This window comes from Methylophilus sp. Q8, assembly GCF_000800115.1.
Taxonomy (GTDB): Bacteria; Pseudomonadota; Gammaproteobacteria; order Burkholderiales; family Methylophilaceae; genus Methylophilus.
Genome location: NZ_JUHE01000001.1, coordinates 2,001,977 through 2,023,997, shown reverse-complemented (window position 1 = coordinate 2,023,997; position 22,021 = coordinate 2,001,977). Strand labels below are relative to the sequence as shown.

General features: G+C 49.4%; 15 protein-coding genes and 1 riboswitch. Of the genes, 9 read left to right on the top strand and 6 right to left on the bottom strand.

Features of this window, described 5'->3' with window-relative positions; all coding sequences use genetic code 11:
• Positions 1-38 precede the first annotated feature (38 nt).
• Complete coding sequence (locus GQ52_RS09745) at positions 39-2,237, bottom strand: TonB-dependent receptor domain-containing protein (protein ID WP_047517226.1); 2,199 nt, start codon at positions 2,235-2,237, stop codon at positions 39-41.
• Positions 2,238-2,548: 311 nt separating this feature from the next.
• Here GQ52_RS09745 and leuS point away from each other — a divergent pair, with 311 nt between their 5' ends.
• The 5 genes from leuS to nadD all read left to right on the top strand — a co-directional run bounded on the left by leuS (position 2,549) and on the right by nadD (position 8,789).
• Positions 2,549-5,164, top strand: coding sequence for a leucine--tRNA ligase (leuS, locus tag GQ52_RS09740; RefSeq protein WP_047517224.1), 2,616 nt, complete (start codon positions 2,549-2,551; stop codon positions 5,162-5,164).
• 15 nt (positions 5,165-5,179) lie between these two features.
• Positions 5,180-5,686: an LPS assembly lipoprotein LptE gene (lptE, locus tag GQ52_RS09735; protein WP_047517217.1), complete on the top strand. Its 507-nt coding sequence runs from the start codon at positions 5,180-5,182 to the stop codon at positions 5,684-5,686.
• Positions 5,687-5,688: 2 nt separating this feature from the next.
• Positions 5,689-6,732, top strand: a complete 1,044-nt coding sequence (gene holA / locus GQ52_RS09730; RefSeq protein ID WP_047517215.1) for a DNA polymerase III subunit delta — start codon at positions 5,689-5,691, stop codon at positions 6,730-6,732.
• Positions 6,733-6,755: 23 nt separating this feature from the next.
• Positions 6,756-8,012 carry a glutamate-5-semialdehyde dehydrogenase gene (locus GQ52_RS09725; protein ID WP_047517213.1) on the top strand — a complete coding sequence of 419 codons (1,257 nt, stop codon included), beginning with the start codon at positions 6,756-6,758 and terminating at the stop codon, positions 8,010-8,012.
• Between the two features lie 129 nt (positions 8,013-8,141).
• Positions 8,142-8,789, top strand: a complete 648-nt coding sequence (gene nadD, locus GQ52_RS09720; RefSeq protein ID WP_047517211.1) for a nicotinate-nucleotide adenylyltransferase — start codon at positions 8,142-8,144, stop codon at positions 8,787-8,789.
• Between the two features lie 210 nt (positions 8,790-8,999).
• Here nadD and GQ52_RS09715 read toward each other — a convergent pair whose 3' ends face one another.
• Complete coding sequence (locus tag GQ52_RS09715) at positions 9,000-11,435, bottom strand: SIR2 family protein (protein WP_047517209.1); 2,436 nt, start codon at positions 11,433-11,435, stop codon at positions 9,000-9,002.
• A 502-nt stretch (positions 11,436-11,937) separates the two neighbouring features.
• On the opposite strand from GQ52_RS09715, the gene GQ52_RS09710 reads away from it, so the two are divergent.
• From GQ52_RS09710 to GQ52_RS09700, 3 genes are all read left to right on the top strand, one after another.
• Positions 11,938-12,321: an antitoxin Xre-like helix-turn-helix domain-containing protein gene (locus GQ52_RS09710; RefSeq protein ID WP_235273120.1), complete on the top strand. Its 384-nt coding sequence runs from the start codon at positions 11,938-11,940 to the stop codon at positions 12,319-12,321.
• Positions 12,281-12,994: an RES family NAD+ phosphorylase gene (locus GQ52_RS09705; protein WP_235273119.1), complete on the top strand. Its 714-nt coding sequence runs from the start codon at positions 12,281-12,283 to the stop codon at positions 12,992-12,994. Before GQ52_RS09710 ends, GQ52_RS09705 begins: the two co-directional genes overlap by 41 nt.
• Positions 12,995-13,176: 182 nt before the next feature.
• The gene (locus GQ52_RS09700; RefSeq protein ID WP_235273118.1) at positions 13,177-13,389 is read left to right on the top strand and encodes a hypothetical protein; all 213 of its coding nucleotides are present in this window, start codon (positions 13,177-13,179) and stop codon (positions 13,387-13,389) included.
• A 45-nt stretch (positions 13,390-13,434) separates the two neighbouring features.
• Here the strand turns inward: GQ52_RS09700 and yfaE are convergent, their stop codons facing one another.
• The 3 genes from yfaE to nrdA all read right to left on the bottom strand — a co-directional run bounded on the left by yfaE (position 13,435) and on the right by nrdA (position 17,690).
• Positions 13,435-13,845: a class I ribonucleotide reductase maintenance protein YfaE gene (gene yfaE, locus GQ52_RS09695; RefSeq protein ID WP_047517204.1), complete on the bottom strand. Its 411-nt coding sequence runs from the start codon at positions 13,843-13,845 to the stop codon at positions 13,435-13,437.
• Positions 13,846-14,048: 203 nt separating this feature from the next.
• Positions 14,049-15,182, bottom strand: coding sequence for a class Ia ribonucleoside-diphosphate reductase subunit beta (nrdB, locus tag GQ52_RS09690; protein WP_019882841.1), 1,134 nt, complete (start codon positions 15,180-15,182; stop codon positions 14,049-14,051).
• Positions 15,183-15,410: 228 nt separating this feature from the next.
• On the bottom strand, positions 15,411-17,690 hold the full coding sequence (gene nrdA, locus GQ52_RS09685) for a class 1a ribonucleoside-diphosphate reductase subunit alpha (protein ID WP_047517201.1): 2,280 nt from the start codon (positions 17,688-17,690) through the stop codon (positions 15,411-15,413).
• Positions 17,691-17,846: 156 nt separating this feature from the next.
• A riboswitch (cobalamin riboswitch) is annotated at positions 17,847-18,069 on the bottom strand.
• Between the two features lie 247 nt (positions 18,070-18,316).
• On the opposite strand from nrdA, the gene GQ52_RS09680 reads away from it, so the two are divergent.
• Entirely contained in the window at positions 18,317-19,585 is a 1,269-nt protein-coding gene (locus tag GQ52_RS09680; protein ID WP_047517199.1) for an OmpP1/FadL family transporter, read from the top strand.
• A gap of 50 nt (positions 19,586-19,635) precedes the next feature.
• Here GQ52_RS09680 and metE read toward each other — a convergent pair whose 3' ends face one another.
• The gene (metE, locus tag GQ52_RS09675) at positions 19,636-21,924 is read right to left on the bottom strand and encodes a 5-methyltetrahydropteroyltriglutamate--homocysteine S-methyltransferase (protein WP_047517196.1); all 2,289 of its coding nucleotides are present in this window, start codon (positions 21,922-21,924) and stop codon (positions 19,636-19,638) included.
• Positions 21,925-22,021: the final 97 nt, after the last annotated feature.

Here is a 22,021-nt window from a genome sequence, read left to right as displayed (position 1 = left end):
CCGCATGATGCGGGCTTTTTTATTGACGGTACAACAGACTAAAAATCGTAACGGATGCCACCAAAGACCTGGCGTTGACGCCCGGCCACCATGCCATCCACACGGCTGGTCAGGTACTCTTTATCTGCCAGGTTATAGGCACTGACAAAGTACGAGACACGACTGCCTACAGGCCGGTAATTCGCCGTTGCATTCAGCAACGCATAGGCCGGAATGCGCCCGGTACGGCCTGATAACACATCGGCCTCAGAACGGCCTGCACGGTAAGAAACATCCTCTTGTTGCTCGCTGACATAATCAACACCAATGCGTACATCGAATCCGACCGGATGCTCATAGCCCAGGCTCAGTGATGCCAAGTGTTTTGGCGCATACGGTAAACGATCACCACTAAACACATCTGCTGCCGCATTGGTTTTCTTGAACTTGGCCGTGATCAGATTGGTATAAGACCCGGCCAGGTAAATATTATGTGCCGAGTCATATATGTGTCCAAAGTTAATACGCCCAGCCAGCTCCACCCCGGTTTGCTGCGATTGTCCGCCATTGATAAATGAACCAGAGGTCGGGCCCGCCACCACAATATCGTCAAAAATCGTATGGAACAATGTGGTTTCAAAGGTGACGCCTTTGATATAGTTAGAGCGCGCGCCCAACTCCCAATTGGTGCTTTCCTCCGGCTTGGTATTGACCACCACGGCGGTATTGGCGCCTCCTGGCGCATGGATATCACGATCAGGGCGCGGCGGCGCAAACCCTTTGTGCACACCGGCAAACAAAGTGGTTTTTGAAATGCCATTCCAGGTTACACCGAATCCTGGCAACACTTTGCTCTGGTGATTGGTATCTTTTGACTCAACATTGTTTTGCACGGCACCTTCGGCACGCAGGATATCGGTCCTGATACGCAAATCTTCTATACGTAAACCTGGTGTAAACGTCCACTCGCCCACATAAAAAGTATTTTGTGCGTAATAGGATTTGGCCTCGACATTGGTATGAATCTGCTCGCGATGGTCGCCAAACGCCTCTGCGTATTCCTGGTTCTGGATACGGGGATCCCCACCACGGAACTGGTTGCGCTGGATATCTTCACGGTGGTAACGGAAACCAAGAACAGCATTACTTTCCACGCCGAACAGGCTATGCTGCACATCCAGCCGTGGCTCAATGCCCCAATATTCAAACTCGCGCGGACGCCAGCGTCCACCACAAAGTTCGGCATTGGCTTCGGTCGCAACACCCAGTCCTGTACAACGATCCATCACAGAGCGTCCGCCAAGGCCTCCTGGATCATTAATCTGCCGGAACGAAGCCCGCTCAGATTTTGCATAGTAGGCTTGTGTAGATAGCTTTAACTGATGGTTGATCTGGAACAGGTGCTGTAGTTGAAACGTGGTACGCTCGTGCTCAAATACATCATTTTTGCCGGTAGGCGCCTGATATTTATCTTCATGGTACTCCACCAGTCCCAGTCCGGTTTCTGTCACATGCGAGCTCTCACGGAAATAACTGGCCTTGGCAATCAAGGTATGCCGGTCAGATAAATTTAACTGCCCTTTTGCCGTGTATTCCTGAATCTCGAAATCATGATTGTCACGAATACCATCGCCTTTTTTGTGCAAGGCATCAATCATCAAACCACCGCGCTCATCACCGGCTCCGATGTTGCCATAGAGGCTGGTAAAGTCATTGTTACCCAAGGTGGCAGTGACATTGCCATGCACCTGGCCATCACTGGGTACCGGGCGCGTCACAAAATTAATCATGCCACCCACCGTTTGCGGGCCATATAGAATCTGGCCTGAGCCTTTAACTATCTCGATACGCTGCACACGCTCCAATGGCGTGGTGTAATGCGCAGCCGGATCACCATAGGGCGCCAAAAACAAAGGCATGCCGTCCTCCATCAGCAAAGTGCGGGAGGTTCGGCGCGGATCCAAGCCCCGCACGCCGATATTAACGCCCAGGCCAAAACTGTTCTCCCCCACAACATGTACCCCAGGCACATTGCTTAATGCCTCCTGAACCGAGAATGGTCGCCGTTCTTGCAGGGCTTTTTCATCAACCAGGAAATAAGACCCTGGCACCGATTCCAGGCGATCAGGCAAAATCCCTTTCACCACCACCGGTGAAATATTCAGTGTTTCATCCTGCCGTTCTTTTTCCTCGGCAAGCACTTCCATGGCGGGATTAAACGCCAGCACCGTGGCCATCAACAAACTTTTTTTCTTCATGTGTCACACCCTCTTCTGTTTCTGTTGTTATAAAAACAGGTGAAAAGGCTGCAATATTGATACCAGCATCATGACGATAAAAGTTATCCCCATGTTTTTATTGCGTAAATTATATTTATATAAATAATAATGCCATTTCCAAGGCATTGGCCAGGTACACAATAGGTTTATATCAACCCACTTTAAACGACCATGGCTGATATCAGCCAAATAGAGTTCGCATCCTACTGGCAACACCTGCCAACGCAAAACATGCCTATCAGTTCTCGGGTATAATTGTCGCTTCGTTTAGTTACTTTCAAGCCACGCACATGCAACAGCAGTATCCATTCAAAGAAGTCGAACAACAGGCACAACAACATTGGGAGTCTAACCTGAGCTTTCAGGCCAAGGCGGATAGCAACAAGCCCAAATACTACTGCTTGTCGATGTTCCCCTACCCCAGTGGCAAATTGCATATGGGGCATGTGCGCAACTACACCATTGGTGACGTCTTAAGCCGTTATCACCACATGAAAGGCTTTAACGTCTTGCAGCCTATGGGTTGGGATGCATTTGGCCTGCCAGCAGAAAATGCGGCAATTCAAAATAACGTGCCGCCTGCGCAATGGACCTACGACAACATTGCCTATATGCGCAAGCAGTTGAAATCACTGGGATTTGCCATTGACTGGGAGCGTGAGCTGGCGACTTGCCAGCCGGACTATTACAAGTGGAACCAATGGTTGTTCCTGCGTATGCTGGAAAAAGGCATTGCCTACAAAAAAACCCAGGTGGTGAACTGGGACCCGGTCGACCAGACGGTTTTGGCCAACGAGCAAGTGATTGATGGCCGCGGCTGGCGCACGGGTGCGCTTGTTGAAAAACGTGAAATCCCCGGCTATTACCTGCACATCACGGGTTATGCCCAGCAATTGCTCGATGACCTGGACAAGCTGCCAGGCTGGCCAGAGCGTGTCAAAACCATGCAAGCCAACTGGATAGGCAAGAGCGTAGGCGTGCGTTTTGCCTTTACGCATACCATCAAAAATAATGATGACCAGCTGATTGACGACGGCAAACTGTGGGTATTCACCACCCGTGCCGACACCATTATGGGCGTGACTTTCTGCGCCGTCGCTGCCGAGCATCCATTAGCGACACATGCCGCGCAAAACAATCCAGCGCTGCAAGCTTTCATTGAAAAATGCAAGCAAGGCTCCGTCATGGAAGCCGACATGGCCACCATGGAAAAAGAAGGCATGGACACCGGCCTGACCGTTGCGCACCCGATTACCGGCGAACAGGTGCCAGTGTGGGTTGGTAATTATGTACTGATGACCTACGGCGAAGGCGCCGTGATGGCTGTGCCAGCGCATGACGAGCGTGATTTTGGTTTTGCCAAAAAATATAGCCTGCCGATCAAACAAGTGATCAGTGTGGTCGACCAAAGTTTTGATTTGAGTGCCTGGCAAGAATGGTACGGCGACAAAGCCAAAGGCGTATGCATCCATTCAGGCAAATACAATGACCTGGGTTACACCCAAGCCGTGGATGCTGTGGCCGCTGACCTGGCCGAGAAGAACCTGGGCGGCAAACAAACCAACTGGCGCCTGCGCGACTGGGGTGTCTCCCGTCAGCGCTACTGGGGTTGCCCGATTCCAATCGTGCACTGCGACAGTTGTGGCGATGTACCAGTGCCGGATGACCAGCTACCGGTCAAACTTCCGGAAGACTGTGTGCCGGATGGCTCAGGCAATCCGCTCAATAAACGCGAAGACTTTCTGAACTGCGCTTGCCCTAAATGCGGCCAGCCAGCCAAGCGCGAAACCGACACCATGGATACCTTTGTCGACTCCAGCTGGTATTACGCGCGTTATGCGTCAGGCTTTAGCAATGATGCCATGGTGGACGCACAGACTAACCACTGGATGCCCGTCGACCAATATATTGGCGGCATTGAGCATGCGATTCTGCACCTGCTGTATTCACGTTTCTGGAGCAAGGTCATGCGTGACCTAGGCCTGGTGAATTATGACGAGCCGTTTGCCAACCTGCTGACGCAAGGCATGGTACTTAACCATATTTTCTCGCGCCGCACGGCCAAAGGTGGCATTGAGTACTTCGCTCCAGAAGAAGTCGAACTGGTGCAAGACACCAACGGTAAAGTGACCGGTGCCAAATTGATTAAAGATGGCTCTGCCATTGACTATCAAGGCATAGGCACTATGTCCAAATCCAAGCGCAACGGCGTCGACCCGCAATCGCTGATCGAACAATACGGCGCCGATACTGCACGCTTCTTTATGATGTTTGCCGCGCCACCGGAACAGACGCTGGAATGGTCAGATAGCGGCGTTGAAGGCTCACATCGCTTCTTGAAGCGTGTGTGGAACTTTGGCTATGCCTTATCACAAATCCAGCCAGCCGACTTGCCAAATAAACTGATCGGCGAACTGGCCAATCACAGACGCGAAATCCACACCGTGTTGAAACAAGCCAATGTTGACCTGGCAAAACTGCAATTCAACACCGTGGCATCGGCCTGTATGAAGATCCTCAACACGCTGGAAAAAGTGCAAAAAGAAGCCGAGAAAGACTGGCAAGCCGTGGCGTATGAAGGTTACAGCATCCTGTTGCGCGTGCTATCGCCGATTGCGCCACACGTGACGCAAGTTATGTGGCAAAACCTGAAACTGGGTACCGATATCCTCACAGCAAAATGGCCTGAACCAGCCAACGCAGCGCTGGTGCAAGACGAAGTCGAGTATGTGGTGCAAGTAAATGGCAAACTGCGCGGCAGCATCAGCATCCCAAAAAGCATGGCCAAAGAGCAAATTGAAGCAACTGCCGTTAATCAGGACTTTGTACAAAAATTCCTCAATGAAGGCAGCGTGAAAAAAATCATTGTGGTGCCTAACAAACTGATTAATATTGTGGTTGCCTAGCGCAAGGAGCGAACGTTGCTGCACATACTCAAGCATAGACATCTGGCTTACTGGTTTAGCGTGCTGACCCTGTCGGTCATGCTCACTGCTTGCGGCTTTCATTTACGCCAACCTTCGCCAATTGCGTTTCAAACCGTGCAAATCAAAGGCACTACCCAGATTAATACGGCACTCAAAAAAGCACTGATAGAACAAGGTATTAAAATCGTCACCGATGCTGAAGATGCCGAATTGCAACTGGAACTGCTCAAAGAAGAAAACGAACAGCGCATTCTGTCGCTGAGCGGTACCGGTGTGGTGCGAGAGTATGAACTCTACTACCGCGTGCAATACCGCACAAAACTCGCCAGCGACGCTACCTGGACCTTGCCTATCATCATGGAAGGCCGTCGCGACTATACCTACAACGATGCAAACTTGTTGGCGAAACAAGCTGAACAAAAACTACTCAGTGACAGCATGCAAACAGACGTGCTCAACGGCATTATGCGCCGCTTGTCTGCCCTGAAAAAAGCGCAATAAACATGCGCATACAGGCTGCGCAACTGGCTCAACACCTGCCGCCAAAACAGCATTTGTTTGTGTTGGCGGGTGACGAGCCACTCTCCATCACTGAAGCCATCGACCAGATTCGTGCGGCTGCCCGCCAGCACGGGGCGCAAGAACGTGCCAGCTTTACCGTAGAGCGCTATTTCAACTGGGCGCAAGTCAGCCAGTTTTTGCAAAGTTTCTCGCTGTTTGCCGAGCAACGCATTCTCGAAATCAACATTCCTACCGGCAAACCCGGCGTCGAAGGCGCTAAGGCCTTGCAGCAAGTGGCTGAATTGCCCGCTGCTGATACCACCATTATCATCACCCTGCCCGCGCCTGATCGCGACATGACCAGCAGCGCCTGGTATGAAGCCTTATTACAACACGGCGTATTGCTGGTGCTCAACCAGGTGCCACTGCCGCAACTGCCAGAATGGATTGCGCAACGCCTGGCCATGCAGCAGCAAACAGCGGATGAAACCTCACGCCGCTTTATTGCCGAGCAGGTAGAAGGTAATTTACTGGCTGCGCACCAGGAAATCCAGAAGCTGGGCTTGCTCTATCCGCCCGGCCCACTCTCTGAAGATGCCATCCGGCAATGTGTGTTAAATGTGGCACGCTTTGATGTCTCGCAACTCGGCGAAGCCATGTTGCAAGGCGACCAAAGTCGCGTGTTACGCATTATTGAAGGCCTGCGTGAAGAAGGCGAAACTGCCGTCGCCGTGATGAACCCGCTGGTGTGGTTATTCCGCCCCTTATTGCAAGTGCGGCTCGCCATGCAAAATGGCCAGGCCGTGCAGGCTGCCTTAAGCCAGGCCAGGTTATTCGGTGATCGCCAGACACTGGTTAAACGCGCATTGGAATTTTTACCGCAAAAACATATCGAAGCTGCTTTGCAGAAATTGTCAGATATAGACCGCATGGCAAAAGGCGTAGGGGATGGCGATGCCTGGCTGGAGCTGTCGCGCTTATGTAGTGGCATTGCGCGTATGGCGGCGAATAAATCCGCCAGATCTGCCGCAGCACGGTCTCGTTAAGGTTTTAAGATAGAATGATGGTTATGGACATTCAAAATTACATGAAACAACTGGGTGAGCAGGCACGTGCCGCTTCCCGTTTGATGGCAAAAGCCGACACCAACACCAAGAATCAGGCCCTGCGTAATATCGCCGCCCTGATCCGCCAGCACGAAAAAGCGCTACTGGCCGCCAACCAGCAAGACCTGGAAGCAGCCAAAGCCAACGGCATGGAAGCCGCCATGCTTGATCGTCTGGCCTTGAGTGAGAAATCAGTCGCGACCATGGCCGAAGGCCTGGAACAAATCGCCAGCCTGCCAGACCCGATTGGCGAAATGAGCAACTTCAAATACCGCCCTTCCGGCATTCAGATCGGCCAGATGCGTGTGCCACTGGGCGTCATCGGCATTATTTACGAAGCACGTCCAAATGTGACCGTCGATGCTGCTGGCTTATGCATCAAATCCGGTAACGCCTGCATTCTGCGTGGTGGCTCTGAGGCCATCCATTGCAACCAGGCGCTGGCCAAGCTCGTGCATCAAGGCCTGCAACAAGCAGGCTTGCCACAAGCCGCCGTGCTGGTGGTTGAAACCACAGACCGCGCGGCCGTGGGTGAACTCATCACCATGAAACAATATGTCGATGTCATCGTGCCACGCGGTGGCAAAGGCCTCATCGAGCGCATCAGCAACGATGCACGCATTCCAGTCATCAAACACCTGGATGGCAACTGCCACGTGTATGTGGACGACGAAGCAGATTTAGACAAAGCCGTGCGCATTCTGGAAAACTCAAAAACACAGCGCCTGGGCACCTGCAACACGGCCGAATCATTACTGGTCGCACGCAGCATTGCAAAAACCGCCCTACCAACACTGGCCGAGATGCTGATTAGCAAAGGCGTGGAAATCCGCGGCTGTGAAGAAACGCGCGCCATCGTGCCACAAGCCATTGCCGCGACTGAAGAAGACTATTACACCGAATACCTGGCTTCGATTATTTCGTGCAAGGTGGTTAGTGGCGTGGACGAAGCGATTGAACACATCAACAAATACTCCAGCCAGCACACCGAAGCGATTGTCACCGAAAACTACACCAAAGCGCGCCAGTTCCTGCGCGAGGTCGATTCCAGCAGCGTCATGGTCAACGCCTCTACCCGTTTTGCAGATGGCTTTGAATACGGCTTTGGCGCAGAAATCGGCATTTCGACCGACAAACTGCATGCACGCGGCCCGGTTGGTTTAGATGGATTAACGTCGTTAAAATATGTTGTACTAGGTGACGGCCACGTACGCGCTTAATGTCGCTTTCAGCCATTATTTGGGATGCAGCGCAAGGCGCACGGAGCGCAGGAAACGAGATAGTACACATGAGTACAGCGAGTTTTCGAGCACCGCGCAACGCCGCGATGCGCCCAAAGAATGGCTGAAATGGAACTCATAGGCATTTTTGGCGGGACTTTCAATCCTATCCACAACGGACATTTGGTGCTCGCGCAAACCGTGCTCGACACCCTGCACTGCACACAAATACGCGTTATTCCCGCTGCCGTGCCACCGCATAAAGAAACCCCCGCCGTCACAGCACAACACCGCGCCGCGATGGTGCAACTAGCGATACAAGACCGCCCGCAATTCGTGCTCGATACCTGCGAACTAGACCGCCAAGGCACTTCGTACACCATAGAAACCCTGCACCTATTGCGCCACCGCTTTCCAAGCCAGGCACTCTGCCTGATCATGGGCCAAGACAGTTACCAAAAACTACCCACCTGGCATCGCTGGTTAGAGTTATTAGACTATTGCCATATATTGGTCGTACACCGCGCAGATCGCGAAAAAACCTTATTCTTGCATCCAGAACATGAGGGTAAGTTAGTAGATATCGCAGCAGCGCTAGAGACATTTACAGCGCAAGCAAGCGGCCTGATCAGCTTTCTGCCGCTTACCCCACCAGATATTTCCTCTACGCTCATTCGTGAGCAGTTAAGTCGAAATGACGACACTATTATCACTGAAATACCGCAGCAGGTATTCAGCTACATACAGCAGAATCGTTTATATAAAACTGTCGATTAAATTCAGCAGATTGACGCATACCAATCAAATGGGTTGATAACCTATTTAAGCTGCAGACCAAGGATAGAGTGTCGTTTTGCAAGACCTGACCTCGAAGTTTTTACATCCAGCAAAACGATCTGCACCAAACATAAGTCAAAATAACGTGAATCGCATAATTTGTGGATTTGCTTCCTCTTAATAAATAACCAGACTTATTGGTTCACTTCATTAGACATTTAAAGATTCAGTAATTTCTCGTATTGACTCTTTCACAGATACTCGACTTCTAATGTTTTCTGGAAGTTTTTCAGCCGCATCAATTACTGACTGCATAAACTGTCTAATGAACGTTATCTCTTTTTCTGTGAGTACATTTTTTTTGTCATTGAAGACTTTAGAAAAAAGCCTTGATACTTTATAAGGTGCATCAGTTTTTTCTATTCGCAACTCTTTTGAAAGCAAACCTATCGCAGCAATTATATTCTCCATTATTCCAATAGAATCACTAAGGTATCTAGCCATTGTTAGATGGTAACGAGCGCTGACATTGTCTAAATGCCTAGTATGATAGTTATCACGTTTTCTTGCATGAGAGTAAGCGGCTTCAAGATAGGACTTTGCAATCCTTGCATCCTCTAAAGTATCCATCGAAAGTCTGGCAATAGCATATTGAAGCCAAAAGTGCGGATGATTTTTTGCAGACGATAAATTCTTTAATGCCTCATAAAACCTTATTAGTGACTCTCTACGCTTTTTCTCAGGAATCATGGGCTGCAACACGCTAAAAGTTACAAGATCCCTATAAATTCTGAAGTAAATTTGACCTTGCGAAGAGATATGGCTGCCAAGCTCGTGCGCTCGAATAGTTATATCAATTAAATTATCTATAACAAATGATGCATCACTAAAGTGTGTCATTGAGTACTTCGCAATAACTGAAGATCTTGGAACAACCTGCCCACCGCTTATATTTGCGATTTGAAGTACTGCATCATTATTCTTGAATTGACTCGAAAAAACAAAATTAGAATTTGTTAATTCAGAAATAATACTAGTCTTTGGGTTCTCATAGCCCAAAATTGCCAGAGTCGCCGCAGTAAGAAATACTCTTCCAACATCACTTTTCTCTTTAAAAACAGAAAAAATACTTGAGAATCTTTTTTGAATGTCTGGTGACCGAACTACATCCAGTAATAAGCTACTAAACTCTTCATTACATTGATGCCTGATATGTCTGATTTTTCTTTCATCGCCCCAAGAGTCCCTATCTCCCCATACCTTATGCGAACTTAGTAAGTTCGATATCTCTATGATGTCTTCACTCTCAATTTTATCAATTAATACCTCACTGTAATCTTGGTTCGGAAGTAGCTCAGTTAGATGATGCGTGTTTACTTCATGAAGAGTAGTTCTGGCACTGCAAATCACTTTGATGCTCTCATTAGACTTAAGCAGAAGTGTTTTTAGAGCATCAAGATGTCGAATATAGTTTTCAATAAAAATTATAGTTTTTTTCTGACTAGAAGCGACATAACTAATATCCTCGGGATGAAAGCTAACATCATCTTCGAGAAAGTAAATGTCGTATCCTTGTCGAAATAAAACACATGCGGCACCAATCATTGACATTGTCTTACCATTACCCAAATCACCTAAGACAAAAACAGCTCTGATATCCAACTGAATCAAATCAGCAATTTTTGCACACTGTTTTCTCTGGATGAAGTATGGTTCGTTAGCAATTATGGATGTATAAATTAAATTGGAGTCATAAGCGCCATATAATAGGAGTGACCAAAAGTTTGTGTCTCGAATATGATTCTGTAAAAGCTGAGGATTGAAACGGCTTAATGAAATGAGTTCATGGGAATACTCTTGCTTTTCATAGCTTTTCTCAATCTCTTTACACCTATCCCAAAAAGCTTCTGCTCCAATTGGCAACACATTGCCAAATTTAGCTTGAACAGACTTTTTTAATTTCTCTGGATCTTTTCCCTTATGTTCAATAAAAATAATCTTCTGTCTCAGTGACTCATCCTCATTCAAGATTCTAGCTATATCAATGTCATACAAAGAGTAGCCTATAAAAATTATTGTCTTAGCAGCTTCAAGCTCACGTCGAAAAATGAATGACCAATTTGACTTGCTAAACTCCTCTGTCAAGTAACTGTAGTTTGTTAATTTGAAACTAGTTTTTAATGCTTGTTTAGTTAACGACCCAATATAACCATTTATGTGAACGCAAGTAGAACTCTTTGATGTAAAGTCATTTCCGTCCAAATCGAGAGTAATTGCAGTAATTGACTTGCCCGCTTCGCGGTAAGCCATCTCAACAACATCGTCATAGTTGGTGGTAAAAATTGCTTTCCAAGGTAGCGATGCGACTGATAAGTGCTGGGGTAGTAAGTTTCTAACCTTGAAGGCTTGCTCTAACAACTCAACAGTTTTGCTTTCTCCAAAGGTTTGAATGTAAGAATCAGAAGCAATCATTAAGTCATCTGTCTCTTCTTCAGCATCAACCTTACCGGATAGTTTTTTTGCTAATGCTCTCCCAGTAGGCAACGGCTCACCAGATATTGATATTGCATCAACAGAAAAACCAGAGCCAAGAAAAAGTAGTGCATTGCCATCAATAGCATATTTGATTGCTTGTTCCAACTCCATCTCATGTACTCCTAATTATTTTTTATTAAAATTAATTGGTATTCTCAGTTATTCTAAACGATGTCATTTTTTTAAAATACTGTTAAGTGGCACTAAGCTTTTTTCCTAATATTGCACAGTTGGGGGCAAGTCTTGCAAAACAACACAAGCATCAATCCGCTTCGCTTTGCGATAATTCCACATAATTGCGGGCTGAGACGACACAGGAAACATCGAACCACGTGCTACGTGTAATTTCTCCAGACTTTATCCTTTTGACTGAAACCAGAAAATCTGCTTTGAACTACCCCATCTCTTGGTCAAATTTAGTCATCTAAAAATTCCTGCTTTAAGGCCTTTAACACAAGAGATTCTAATCTTTAAATTCGTAAAAGACGTCGCTTGTAACGATGCTTTTAGCATCTTAGTAGATAGCTATCCACAGATACAATAACCTTTTCATCGCACAAATACTTTCCATGGAAATATTTTAATAATATAATTTCCAAAAAAAATGGCGAAGATGATGACAACTGCAATCAAAGAAACAGCGATTCAACCCGATGCTGCGCATGTATTAAGCAAAGCGGTAGGCCGTGCTGCCGAGCGATTACAGCTTTCGCGGGCGATGTTGGCGACGATTCTTGGCTTGAGTCCGGCGACGATTACGCGGCTGTATGATGGCAAATACATTCTTGACCAGAAGCGTAAAGAATGGGATTTTGCGTTGTTGTTTATGCGCGTATTCCGCTCACTGGATTCGATAGTAAGCAATGATGAAACGGCGCGGGTGTGGTTGAACAACAATAACCTGGCGCTGAATGCGCGTCCGATTGAACTCATCACACAAACAGAAGGTTTGGTGCGTGTCGTACACTACCTGGACACCTCACGCGGTCTCGTCTGAGGCATTTGCCTGGCGGGGCTTGGCTTGGCGTATGGTGGAGGCACAGCATGTAGCTTCTACCATGAAGGTAGTCGATACCGCCGCTGAGCAGAATATTCTTGAAGCATTGCTCGATAACAGCAAGCCCTCTTATCCTGACACGACGGCAAAGCTGGACTATCTGTTGGCAACCCCGTTTCGTTACCCAACGCGCAAAGGCGGCTCTCGATTTAGGGGTGCAAATGACCTTGGTGTGTTTTATGGCGCGGAATCGGTAGCAACCGCAGCCGCTGAACTCGGTTACTGGCGCTGGCGGTTTCTAATGGATGCACCCGCCCTGACGCATATTGAACCTGTTGCACATACCGCATTTCAAGTGGCGCTCAAGGCGCAAGCAGTGGATTTACGCAAACCGCCCTTTGATGCAGATGCGAGTTGGTTAGATAAAACCGATTACGGCCCTACACAAGCCTTTGCACAAGTAGCGAGAGAAATTGCGTTGGGTTGCATTCTGTATCAATCCGTACGTCATCCAGAAACAGCGTGGTGTGTGGCAGTCTTAACACCAGAAGCATTCGCCGAGAATAAACCCAGGCCTGAAACACAAACCTGGTGGTTGGCAGTCGGCCAACATGAGGTTATCTGGCGCCGGGATCGTCAATCACTGACCTTCAATCCGGCTATTTGGAAGTGAACTTAGCAGGTTAATTATAGGTGTTTTATGCAAAAAACCGCTTAAATTATTGAATTAACGATATAAATACTATCTTTACAATGTATACAACCCTAAAAAACTTTGATATGTTACCGATATATCATAATAAATATGATGCGTTTGCATCAAAAATCATCGGGGTGACATTGAAAATGATGGATATGTCTGGAAAATATTTGTATACCATTCGCAGTGCGAATGGGGTGCTGGTGGAAAATCTGCAGATTTTTGGCAAGTCGCGTAACGAGGCTGACGCCAAGATTAGGCAGATGTATTGGCGCTGCGAGATTTTGAGTTGCAGCCTGGTGGCGGACTCAAGTGCGCGGGCACCGAACCTGAAAATGCAATGGTTGCGGCCTAACGCTGCGGCATGAATTAAATATGTTAAAAAAGGCGCTTGGTTTCAAGCGCCTTTTTTATTAGAACAATGGCAGGTTGCTGGCCTGCACGTTGTTTCTCACCACTCTTCTTCTCAGCAGCTTTTTCACTGGTGTATCGGCAAACGGTAAGGTTTCGTCAAACAGGGATTGCTGTGCCGGGAACATATCATCTTGCAATTGCGAGCTTTGCAAATCGAACCGGAGTTCGCAGTCTAGCCACAAATCAGACTTGGGCACGCAGCAGCATGGCAGGATTTCATCGGCGGCGATAAAGGCCAATGGCAATTCAACGTAATCGACTTCGCCATCGAGCATGCGTACGCGGCAGGCGCCACAATAACCACTCCGGCATTGGTACTCTACTTCGTGGCCGGTGCGTTCCAGGCCTTCGAGCAGGGTTTCTTGCGGGAGCAGGCTAAAGCGGCTGTGCTGGCTGCGTACGCTAATCATAAATTATAAAAAGAAATAAATGAGCGAGCGGGATAAAGTGCAAGGCGTACGGAGCGCAGAAACCGGACAACCAACGAAGTGTTGCGGTGTAGGCTAACTCGCATAGCGATGTTAAGCGAAGCGGCCGAAACCAATGTACATGTCGTACATGAGGATTTCGAGCACCGCACAACGCAGCAATTTACCCGCGCAGCCATTTATTATTACAGTTCAAAACCATTGAGGTCGTCTGCTGACACTTCAGAATCAATTTGACCAATGAGGTAGGAGCTTAATTCCACCTCTTGTGGCGCGACTTGCACCGTATCTGAAGCTAGCCAGGTGTTGATCCATGGAATCGGGTTGTTTTTGGCATTAGGGAATGCCGGTGGCAAGCCAACCGACGCCATGCGGCTATTGGTGATGTATTCCACGTATTGGCACAGGATGTCTTTATTGAGGCCAATCATGGAGCCATCTTTAAACAGGTATTCTGCCCATTGTTTTTCCTGCTCGGCGGCGGTTTTAAACATCTCAAAGCATTCTTGATGCAATTCAGTCGCAATCTCGGCGAACTCTGGGTCATCTTGCCCGGAGCGCATGATGTTGAGCATGTGCTGGGTACCGGTGAGGTGCAAGGCTTCATCACGGGCAATCAGGCGAATAATTTTGGCGTTGCCTTCCATCACCTTGCGCTCGGCAAAGGCAAATGAGCAGGCAAAGCTGACGTAAAAACGAATCGCTTCTAGGATATTGACACTCATCAGGCAACGGTAGAGCAGCTTTTTCAGCTCACGCCGTTTGACTGACTTGAGCTCGCCATTGATGATGTGCTCGCCCTCGCCCAGCTGTGAATACAGCATGGTCTGATGGATCAGCTCATCGTAATAGTGGGCAATATCGGTGGCGCGTGCGGTAATGTTTTCATTGCGCACGATGTCGTCAAACATCACGGAAGGATCATTGACGATGTTACGGATGATATGGGTATACGAACGCGAGTGGATGGTCTCGGAAAACGCCCAGGTCTCAATCCAGGTTTCAATCTCGGGCAAGGACACCAATGGTAACAGCGCGACGTTAGGACTACGGCCCTGAATCGAATCGAGCAAAGTCTGGTATTTGAGGTTGCTGATAAAAATGTGCTTTTCGTGCTCGGGCAAGCCTTGATAGTCTGCGCGATCCTGCGACACATCAACTTCTTCCGGACGCCAGAAGAAAGACAGTTGCTTCTCGATCAGCCGCTCGAATACCGGGTATTTCTGCTGGTCATAACGTGCCACGTTAACGGGCTGACCAAAGAACATGGGTTCTTTTAACTGTTCGTTGTCGATTTTGGTGAAGATGCTATAGGCCATGGCCGTGTTCCTAATGTTTAAGTATTTATTCTCAAACTGTTTTTAAAATATATTCATTACCCCACTGCAAGAAATATTGAATCAGTGAGCGAGCGGGATAAAGTGCAAGGCGTACGGCACGCAGAAACCGGAATGTACACGTAAGCACATGAGGATTCCGAGTACCGCACAACCTATTAACTTCTAAACTTGGCAATTTACCCGCGTAGCCGCTGAGTCAGTGTTTCTTTAAATTTTGCAGGCGCCGCTCGCACAACCGTCATCTTCTGCCTCTGTGCCACCTTCAGTCGCACCATCGCGCGTGTTGTGGTAGTACAGCGTTTTGATGCCCAGTTTGTAGACTTGCAGCAAGTCTTTCAACAATTGCTTCATCGGCACACGGCCACCTTCAAATCGGGTTGGGTCGTAGTTGGTGTTGGCAGAAATAGACTGGTCAACAAACTTCTGCATGATGCCCACCAGCTTGAGGTAACCCTCGTTGTTCGGCATTTTCCACAACAACTGGTACTGGTCACGCAGGCGGTCGATCTCTGGCACCACCTGGCGCAGGATGCCGTCTTTGGATTGCTTCACAGACACCAGGCCGCGCGGTGGCTCAATGCCATTGGTGGCGTTGGCAATCTGGCTGGAGGTTTCTGATGGCATCAATGCTGTCAGTGTTGAGTTGCGCAGGCCATCTTTTTGAATCTCTTGACGCAGGCTTTCCCAATCCAGCAACAGTGGCTCGCTGCATACGGCATCGAGGTCAGACTTGTAGCTATCAATCGGTAAAATACCTTTGGCGTAGGTGGTTTCATTAAACGCACCACATGGGCCAAATTCGCGCGCCAACTGCACAGAAGCTTTCAACAGGTAGAACTGAATCGCCTCGAAAGTACGGTGTGTCAGGCCTAGCGCAGTGTCGCTGGTGTAGTTCGTGCCATTTTTGGCCAGGTAATAGGCGTAGTTGATCACGCCCACGCCCAGTGAACGGCGCTTGTTAGTCGCATTCAAGGCGGCTTTCACCGGGTAATCCTGATATTCCAGCAAGGCATCCAGTGCACGTACCACTAGGTCAGCCAGGCCCTCCAGCTCATCCAGCGATTCCAGTGCGCCCAGGTTAAAGGCAGACAAGGTACACAGGGCGATTTCGCCTTCGGTGTCATTGATGTCGTTGAGTGGATTGGTCGGCAGTGCAATTTCCATGCACAGGTTAGACTGGCGCACAGGCGCCACGGCTGGGTCAAACGGGCTATGCGTGTTGCAATGGTCAACGTTCTGGATGTAGATACGGCCAGTACCGGCACGCTCCTGCATCATGAGTGAGAACAGGTCGACCGCTGGTATCGTGCGTTTGCGGATGCTGTCATCGGCTTCATATTGCGTGTACAGGCGTTCAAACTCATCCTGGTCAGCAAAGAAGGCGTCATACAGGCCTGGGGTGTCGTGCGGGGAGAACAGGGTGATGTTCTGGCTCTTGATCAGGCGTTGGTACATCAGGCGGTTTAGTTGCACGCCGTAGTCGAGGTGACGCACACGGTTTTCTTCGACGCCACGGTTGTTTTTGAGCACCAGCAATGATTCAACTTCGAGGTGCCAGATCGGGTAGAACAAGGTCGCAGCACCGCCGCGTACACCACCCTGTGAGCAGGACTTCACCGCAGACTGGAACAACTTGTAGAACGGCAGGCAACCAGTATGCTGCGCTTCGCCGCCACGAATTTCACTGCCCAGCGCGCGGATACGGCCCGCGTTGACGCCAATGCCAGCACGTTGTGACACATATTTCACAATCGCACTGGTAGTGGCATTGATGCTGTCCAGGCTGTCGCCACACTCAATCAGCACGCAAGAGCTGAACTGACGGGTCGGCGTACGCACGCCGGACATGATCGGCGTAGGCAGCGAGATCTTGAAGGTAGATACGGCATCGTAAAAGCGCTTGATGTAATCCAAACGTGCCTGGCCTTTGTAGTTGGCAAACAGGCACATGGCGACCAAAATGTACAAGAACTGTGGGCTCTCGTAGATCTTTTTGGTCACGCGGTTCTGGACCAGGTATTTACCTTCCAACTGCTTGACCGCGGCATAGGAGAAGTTCATATCGCGCCAGTGGTCAATCGTGGCATTCAGTACGTCGAACTCTTCGCGGCTGTAATCCTGCAACAGGTGCTGGTCATATTTACCCAGCGCGGTCAGGTTGGTCACATGGTTAAACAAATGCGGTGGCTCAAACTGGCCATAGGCAATTTTGCGCAGGTGAAAAATAGACAAACGCGCCGCCAGGTACTGATAATCCGGTGTTTCTTCAGAAATCAGGTCGGCTGCGGATTTGATAATCGTTTCATGAATGTCGTCAGTACGGATGCCATCATAAAACTGAATATGCGAACGTAGCTCCACCTGGGAGACCGACACATTATTCAGGCCTTGTGATGCCCAATCAATCACCCGATGAATTTTATCGAGATTGATCGGTTCCTTGCGGCCATCCCTTTTCGTGGCCTGCATGGATTCGTATTTTGACATTGATGGCTCCCAGTACAGGAAGCGAGGGGTCACAAAGCCAGGCACAATACCACCGCATCATCACGATGAAAAATGTACCCGCTCAAAGGTCAGACTAGCAATTAGTGTCGAACATTAACCAACTGCATCTGCCGAGGACACCCCGCCTCAAACGTTAACAAGAAAAAATTTCACGGCAGGTCTCCTGGCTCTCAGGTCGTCATTATTTGCTTTCGCCTTCCCGAATCTCTTCAGTGGCTTAAATGGCAGCAAACAACTCGCTAATCACAGTTGCGGGGGCAGCCCTGGCTTAATGACTCCTGCGCGGCTTCACGCACCAGGTTCCCTATTAAACGCAGAAGAAGAGTCTCTTCTGCATACCGTATGGATGCGACTATAAAACAATATCTATGGCTTTTCAATTATCCAAAACACAATATATTGATATATTTTAATTGACAGGCAGCAACTGATTGTTTTTATTAAAGAATATTTTTACAACACATTGATCGATAATTTAGCTACCATGTGAATGTTTCTCGCATAGCCGAAAAGGCCAAAAAGCCATGTGATTGGAGCGCTGTTATCGCAACACAGAATTGTCGAATTATGCGACAGTACGCCTAACGAACAAGAACAAACCTGCCATGATTGCTTTTAATATTTCTACCTTACGCATCGCAACCGCCCTCGCCTTGGTAACAACCGGGCTTGCGGCGCACGCCACCAACGGCATCAACTTGATCGGCTTCGGTGCCGAATCAACCCTGATGGGCGGTGCTGACGTGGCGGTCGCGCGTGACACCAGCGCACTCAATACCAACCCGGCCGGGCTGACGCAGATCAAAGCACCATTGCTGGATATGTTTGGCTCAGTACTGCGCACCACCGACCTGGTACACAAAGACCCCCGCAACGAAGAGCATGCGTCCAACCGCTACACCTTGCTTGGTGGTGGTGGCTATGCGCGGCCGCTGGAAAATACCCCTTGTACGGCCGGTATAGGCTTGTTCGCGCAAGGCGGCGCCGGTGGCGTGTTCGACAACCTGCGTACGCCGTTTGGCAATCGCGATGATTTGTCCTCGCTGTTTGGGATCGCCAAGATCATCCCCGGCATCGGCTGTGAAGTGACGGACAAGCTCTCTCTGGGGGCCAGCCTGAATATTGTTTATGCGAGCATAGAACAGGACTTTTTTGCGAACACTTCAGTGAGTGCTGTGCCCTTTGCTGGTTACAAACTAGAGGGCGCCTCCGCAGTGCGTACAGGCTTCAAACTAGGCATGCAATATCGTGTGACTCCAGCACTGACGCTGGCGGCCTCTTATACCGAAAAAACCGAGCTGCCAATGACCGGCGGTACACTGACAGCTGACTTCACAGACGCAGGCTTAGGCAAGGTAAAGTATGCCGATGCTTCAATCAAAGGCTTCGCCCTGCCACGCGAAGTGGCGGTAGGAATGGCGTTCAAGCCAACAGATGACTGGCTGCTGTCATTCAAACTCAACTGGCTTAACTGGGGCGATGCGATCAATGACGTCACCCTGCGCGCCACCAAACCAAATAATGCCTCAGCGCAATCTATATATGGCAGCTCGATGGGTGCCGACTGGAAAGACCAATGGGTGGTCGCGACAGGTGTCGCTTACAACTGGGATAACCGTACCACGCTTTATGCGGGTCACAATTACGGCAAAAACCCGATTCCGCGCCAGAACTCCAGCCCTTTATTGGCAGGGACCCTTGAGCATCACCTCACCTTTGGTGCCGCACGTAAGATCGACCCGCACTGGCTGATGACTGGCGGTGTCGAATGGATGCTACCTGTCAGCGTTAAATACAACAGCCAATTATTTGGCGAGTCTGAAATCCGCAATGAAGCCATTGTGCTTCACTTCATGCTGAGCCGCCGCTGGTAATGACTTAAACACAAAGCCGCCCAAGGGCGGCTTTTTCATTCGTGGCAAGGTTAAGCTGCGCGCAAGGTTTTAGCTGCTGCAACCATATTGGTCAACGCGGGTAACACTTCGGCCCATTGACGGGTTTTCAGGCCACAATCCGGGTTTACCCACAAACGCTCGGCAGGGATACGCTCGGCGGCCTTTTGCATCAACTGCACAATATGCGCCTGGGTCGGGATATTCGGCGAGTGAATGTCATAGACGCCCGGCCCGATCTCGTTCGGATAGTTGAAATCATCAAACGCATCCAGCAACTCCATGTCTGAACGTGAGGTTTCAATGGTAATCACGTCAGCATCCATGTCAGCAATCGAAGCGATGATGTCATTAAACTCCGAATAGCACATATGCGTATGAATCTGCGTTTCATCGGCAACACCATTGGCGGTGATGCGGAATGACTCTACTGCCCACTGCAAATACTCTTTCCACTGTGACTTGCGCAATGGCAAGCCCTCACGCAAGGCGGCTTCATCAATCTGGATCACATTGATACCGGCTTTTTCCAGGTCCAGCACTTCTTCACGAATCGCCAGTGCCAACTGGTAGCAGCTGACTGAACGTGGCTGGTCATCACGCACAAAAGACCAGTTGAGTATCGTCACTGGACCGGTCAACATGCCTTTCATCGGCTTGCTGGTCAGTGATTGTGCATACTTGATCCACGCTACCGTCATCGCTTGTGGACGACTGATATCCCCAAACAGGATAGGTGGTTTGACACAACGCGAGCCATACGACTGTACCCAGCCAAACTGGCTGAAGGCATATCCCTCCAACTGCTCACCAAAATATTCCACCATATCGTTACGCTCGGCTTCACCGTGCACCAGCACATCGAGGCCTAAGGCTTCCTGTTCACGTACGCTACGCTCAATTTCGGCTTTCATCGCCTGCTGGTAAGCTGCCTGATTCAACGCCCCGGCCTTGAACTGGCTGCGGGCATGGCGGATTTCTGCCGTCTGCGGGAAAGAGCCGATGGTGGTGGTCGGATACTTGGGCAAACCAAGCAAGGCGGCCTGTTTGACGGCACGTTGTACATAATGATTTTGCCGCTGACCCAGTTGCGGTGTCAGTGTTTCCAGCGCGGCTTTCACCTGCGGCTGATGGACGCGCTTCGAGGTACGGCGTGCATCAATCGCCACCTGATTTACCGCCAAAGCCACTTTCACCGCGGCACGACCATGATTCAATGCCGTCGCCAATACCTGTAACTCATCCAGTTTCTGCTTGGCAAATGCCAGCCAGGACTTGACCTCACTATCCAATTTCACCTCATTATCAAGGTCCACCGGCACATGCAACAATGAACAAGAAGGCGCCAGCCATAAACGGTCACCCAGGCGTTCAGCGATGGGCTCCAGCCAGTCCAGGGTGGCATTCAAATCGGTTTTCCAGATATTGCGGCCATTAATCACGCCCAATGAAAGTACCTTGTGCGCAGGCAACATCGCCAGCAAAGGCAAAATCTCATGGCGCGCGTTGATGGCATCAATATGCAAGCCAGCCACCGGCAAATTCGCCACCAAGTACTGGTTATCAACCAATGGGCCAAAATAAGCCGCGAGCAGAATCTTGACACGACTACTCTTGAGTTGGTGATAAGCCAGGTTGAATGCATGCTGCCATTCAGCCTCCAGTTCAGTCACCAGAATAGGCTCGTCTATTTGTACCCACTCCACGCCCTGCGCCGCCAACGCCTCGAGCAACTCGCTATACACCACCAGCAATTGCGGCAGCAAGGCCAGGCGGTCTGAAGCATCCTTGGCCTTGCCAATCGCCAGGTAAGTCACCGGCCCGACAATGATTGGTTTAGCTTTGATATTTTGCGCCTGCGCTTCTGCCAACTGCGCCAGCAAGCGTGTCGTATCCAGCTTGAACTGTGTCTCGGCGGTGAATTCCGGCACGATATAGTGGTAGTTGGTATCAAACCATTTGGTCATCTCCCCTGCCGCCACGCCGCCGCAACACTGCGTATGCTCTTCGCCAGATTCTGCAGAACGTCCACGGGCCACACGGAAATAATTATCCAGTGGGTCGCCATGAAAAGCCTGTACACGGGCAGGCAAGTGACCGAGCGTAAAGCTCATATCCAGCACCTGGTCATAAAACGCAAAGTCACCCACCGGCGCCAGGTCCAGATGCGATTGCAACGCCCAGTTGCCCTGGCGCAAGTCTTTGCCCACTTGCTTTAATGCGTCTAATGAAGACTGTCCTTTCCAATAAGCCTCTAAAGCAAATTTCAGTTCGCGTTTTGCGCCTATGCGCGGAAATCCAAGATTGTGTGTGGTGACCATGCTAGCCTCGTCAATAATCGTTTGAGAACACGCATTCTAAAAAAGGCAAACCATGAAGTAAAATGGTATTATTTCAACAATCAATTAATTTTATTCA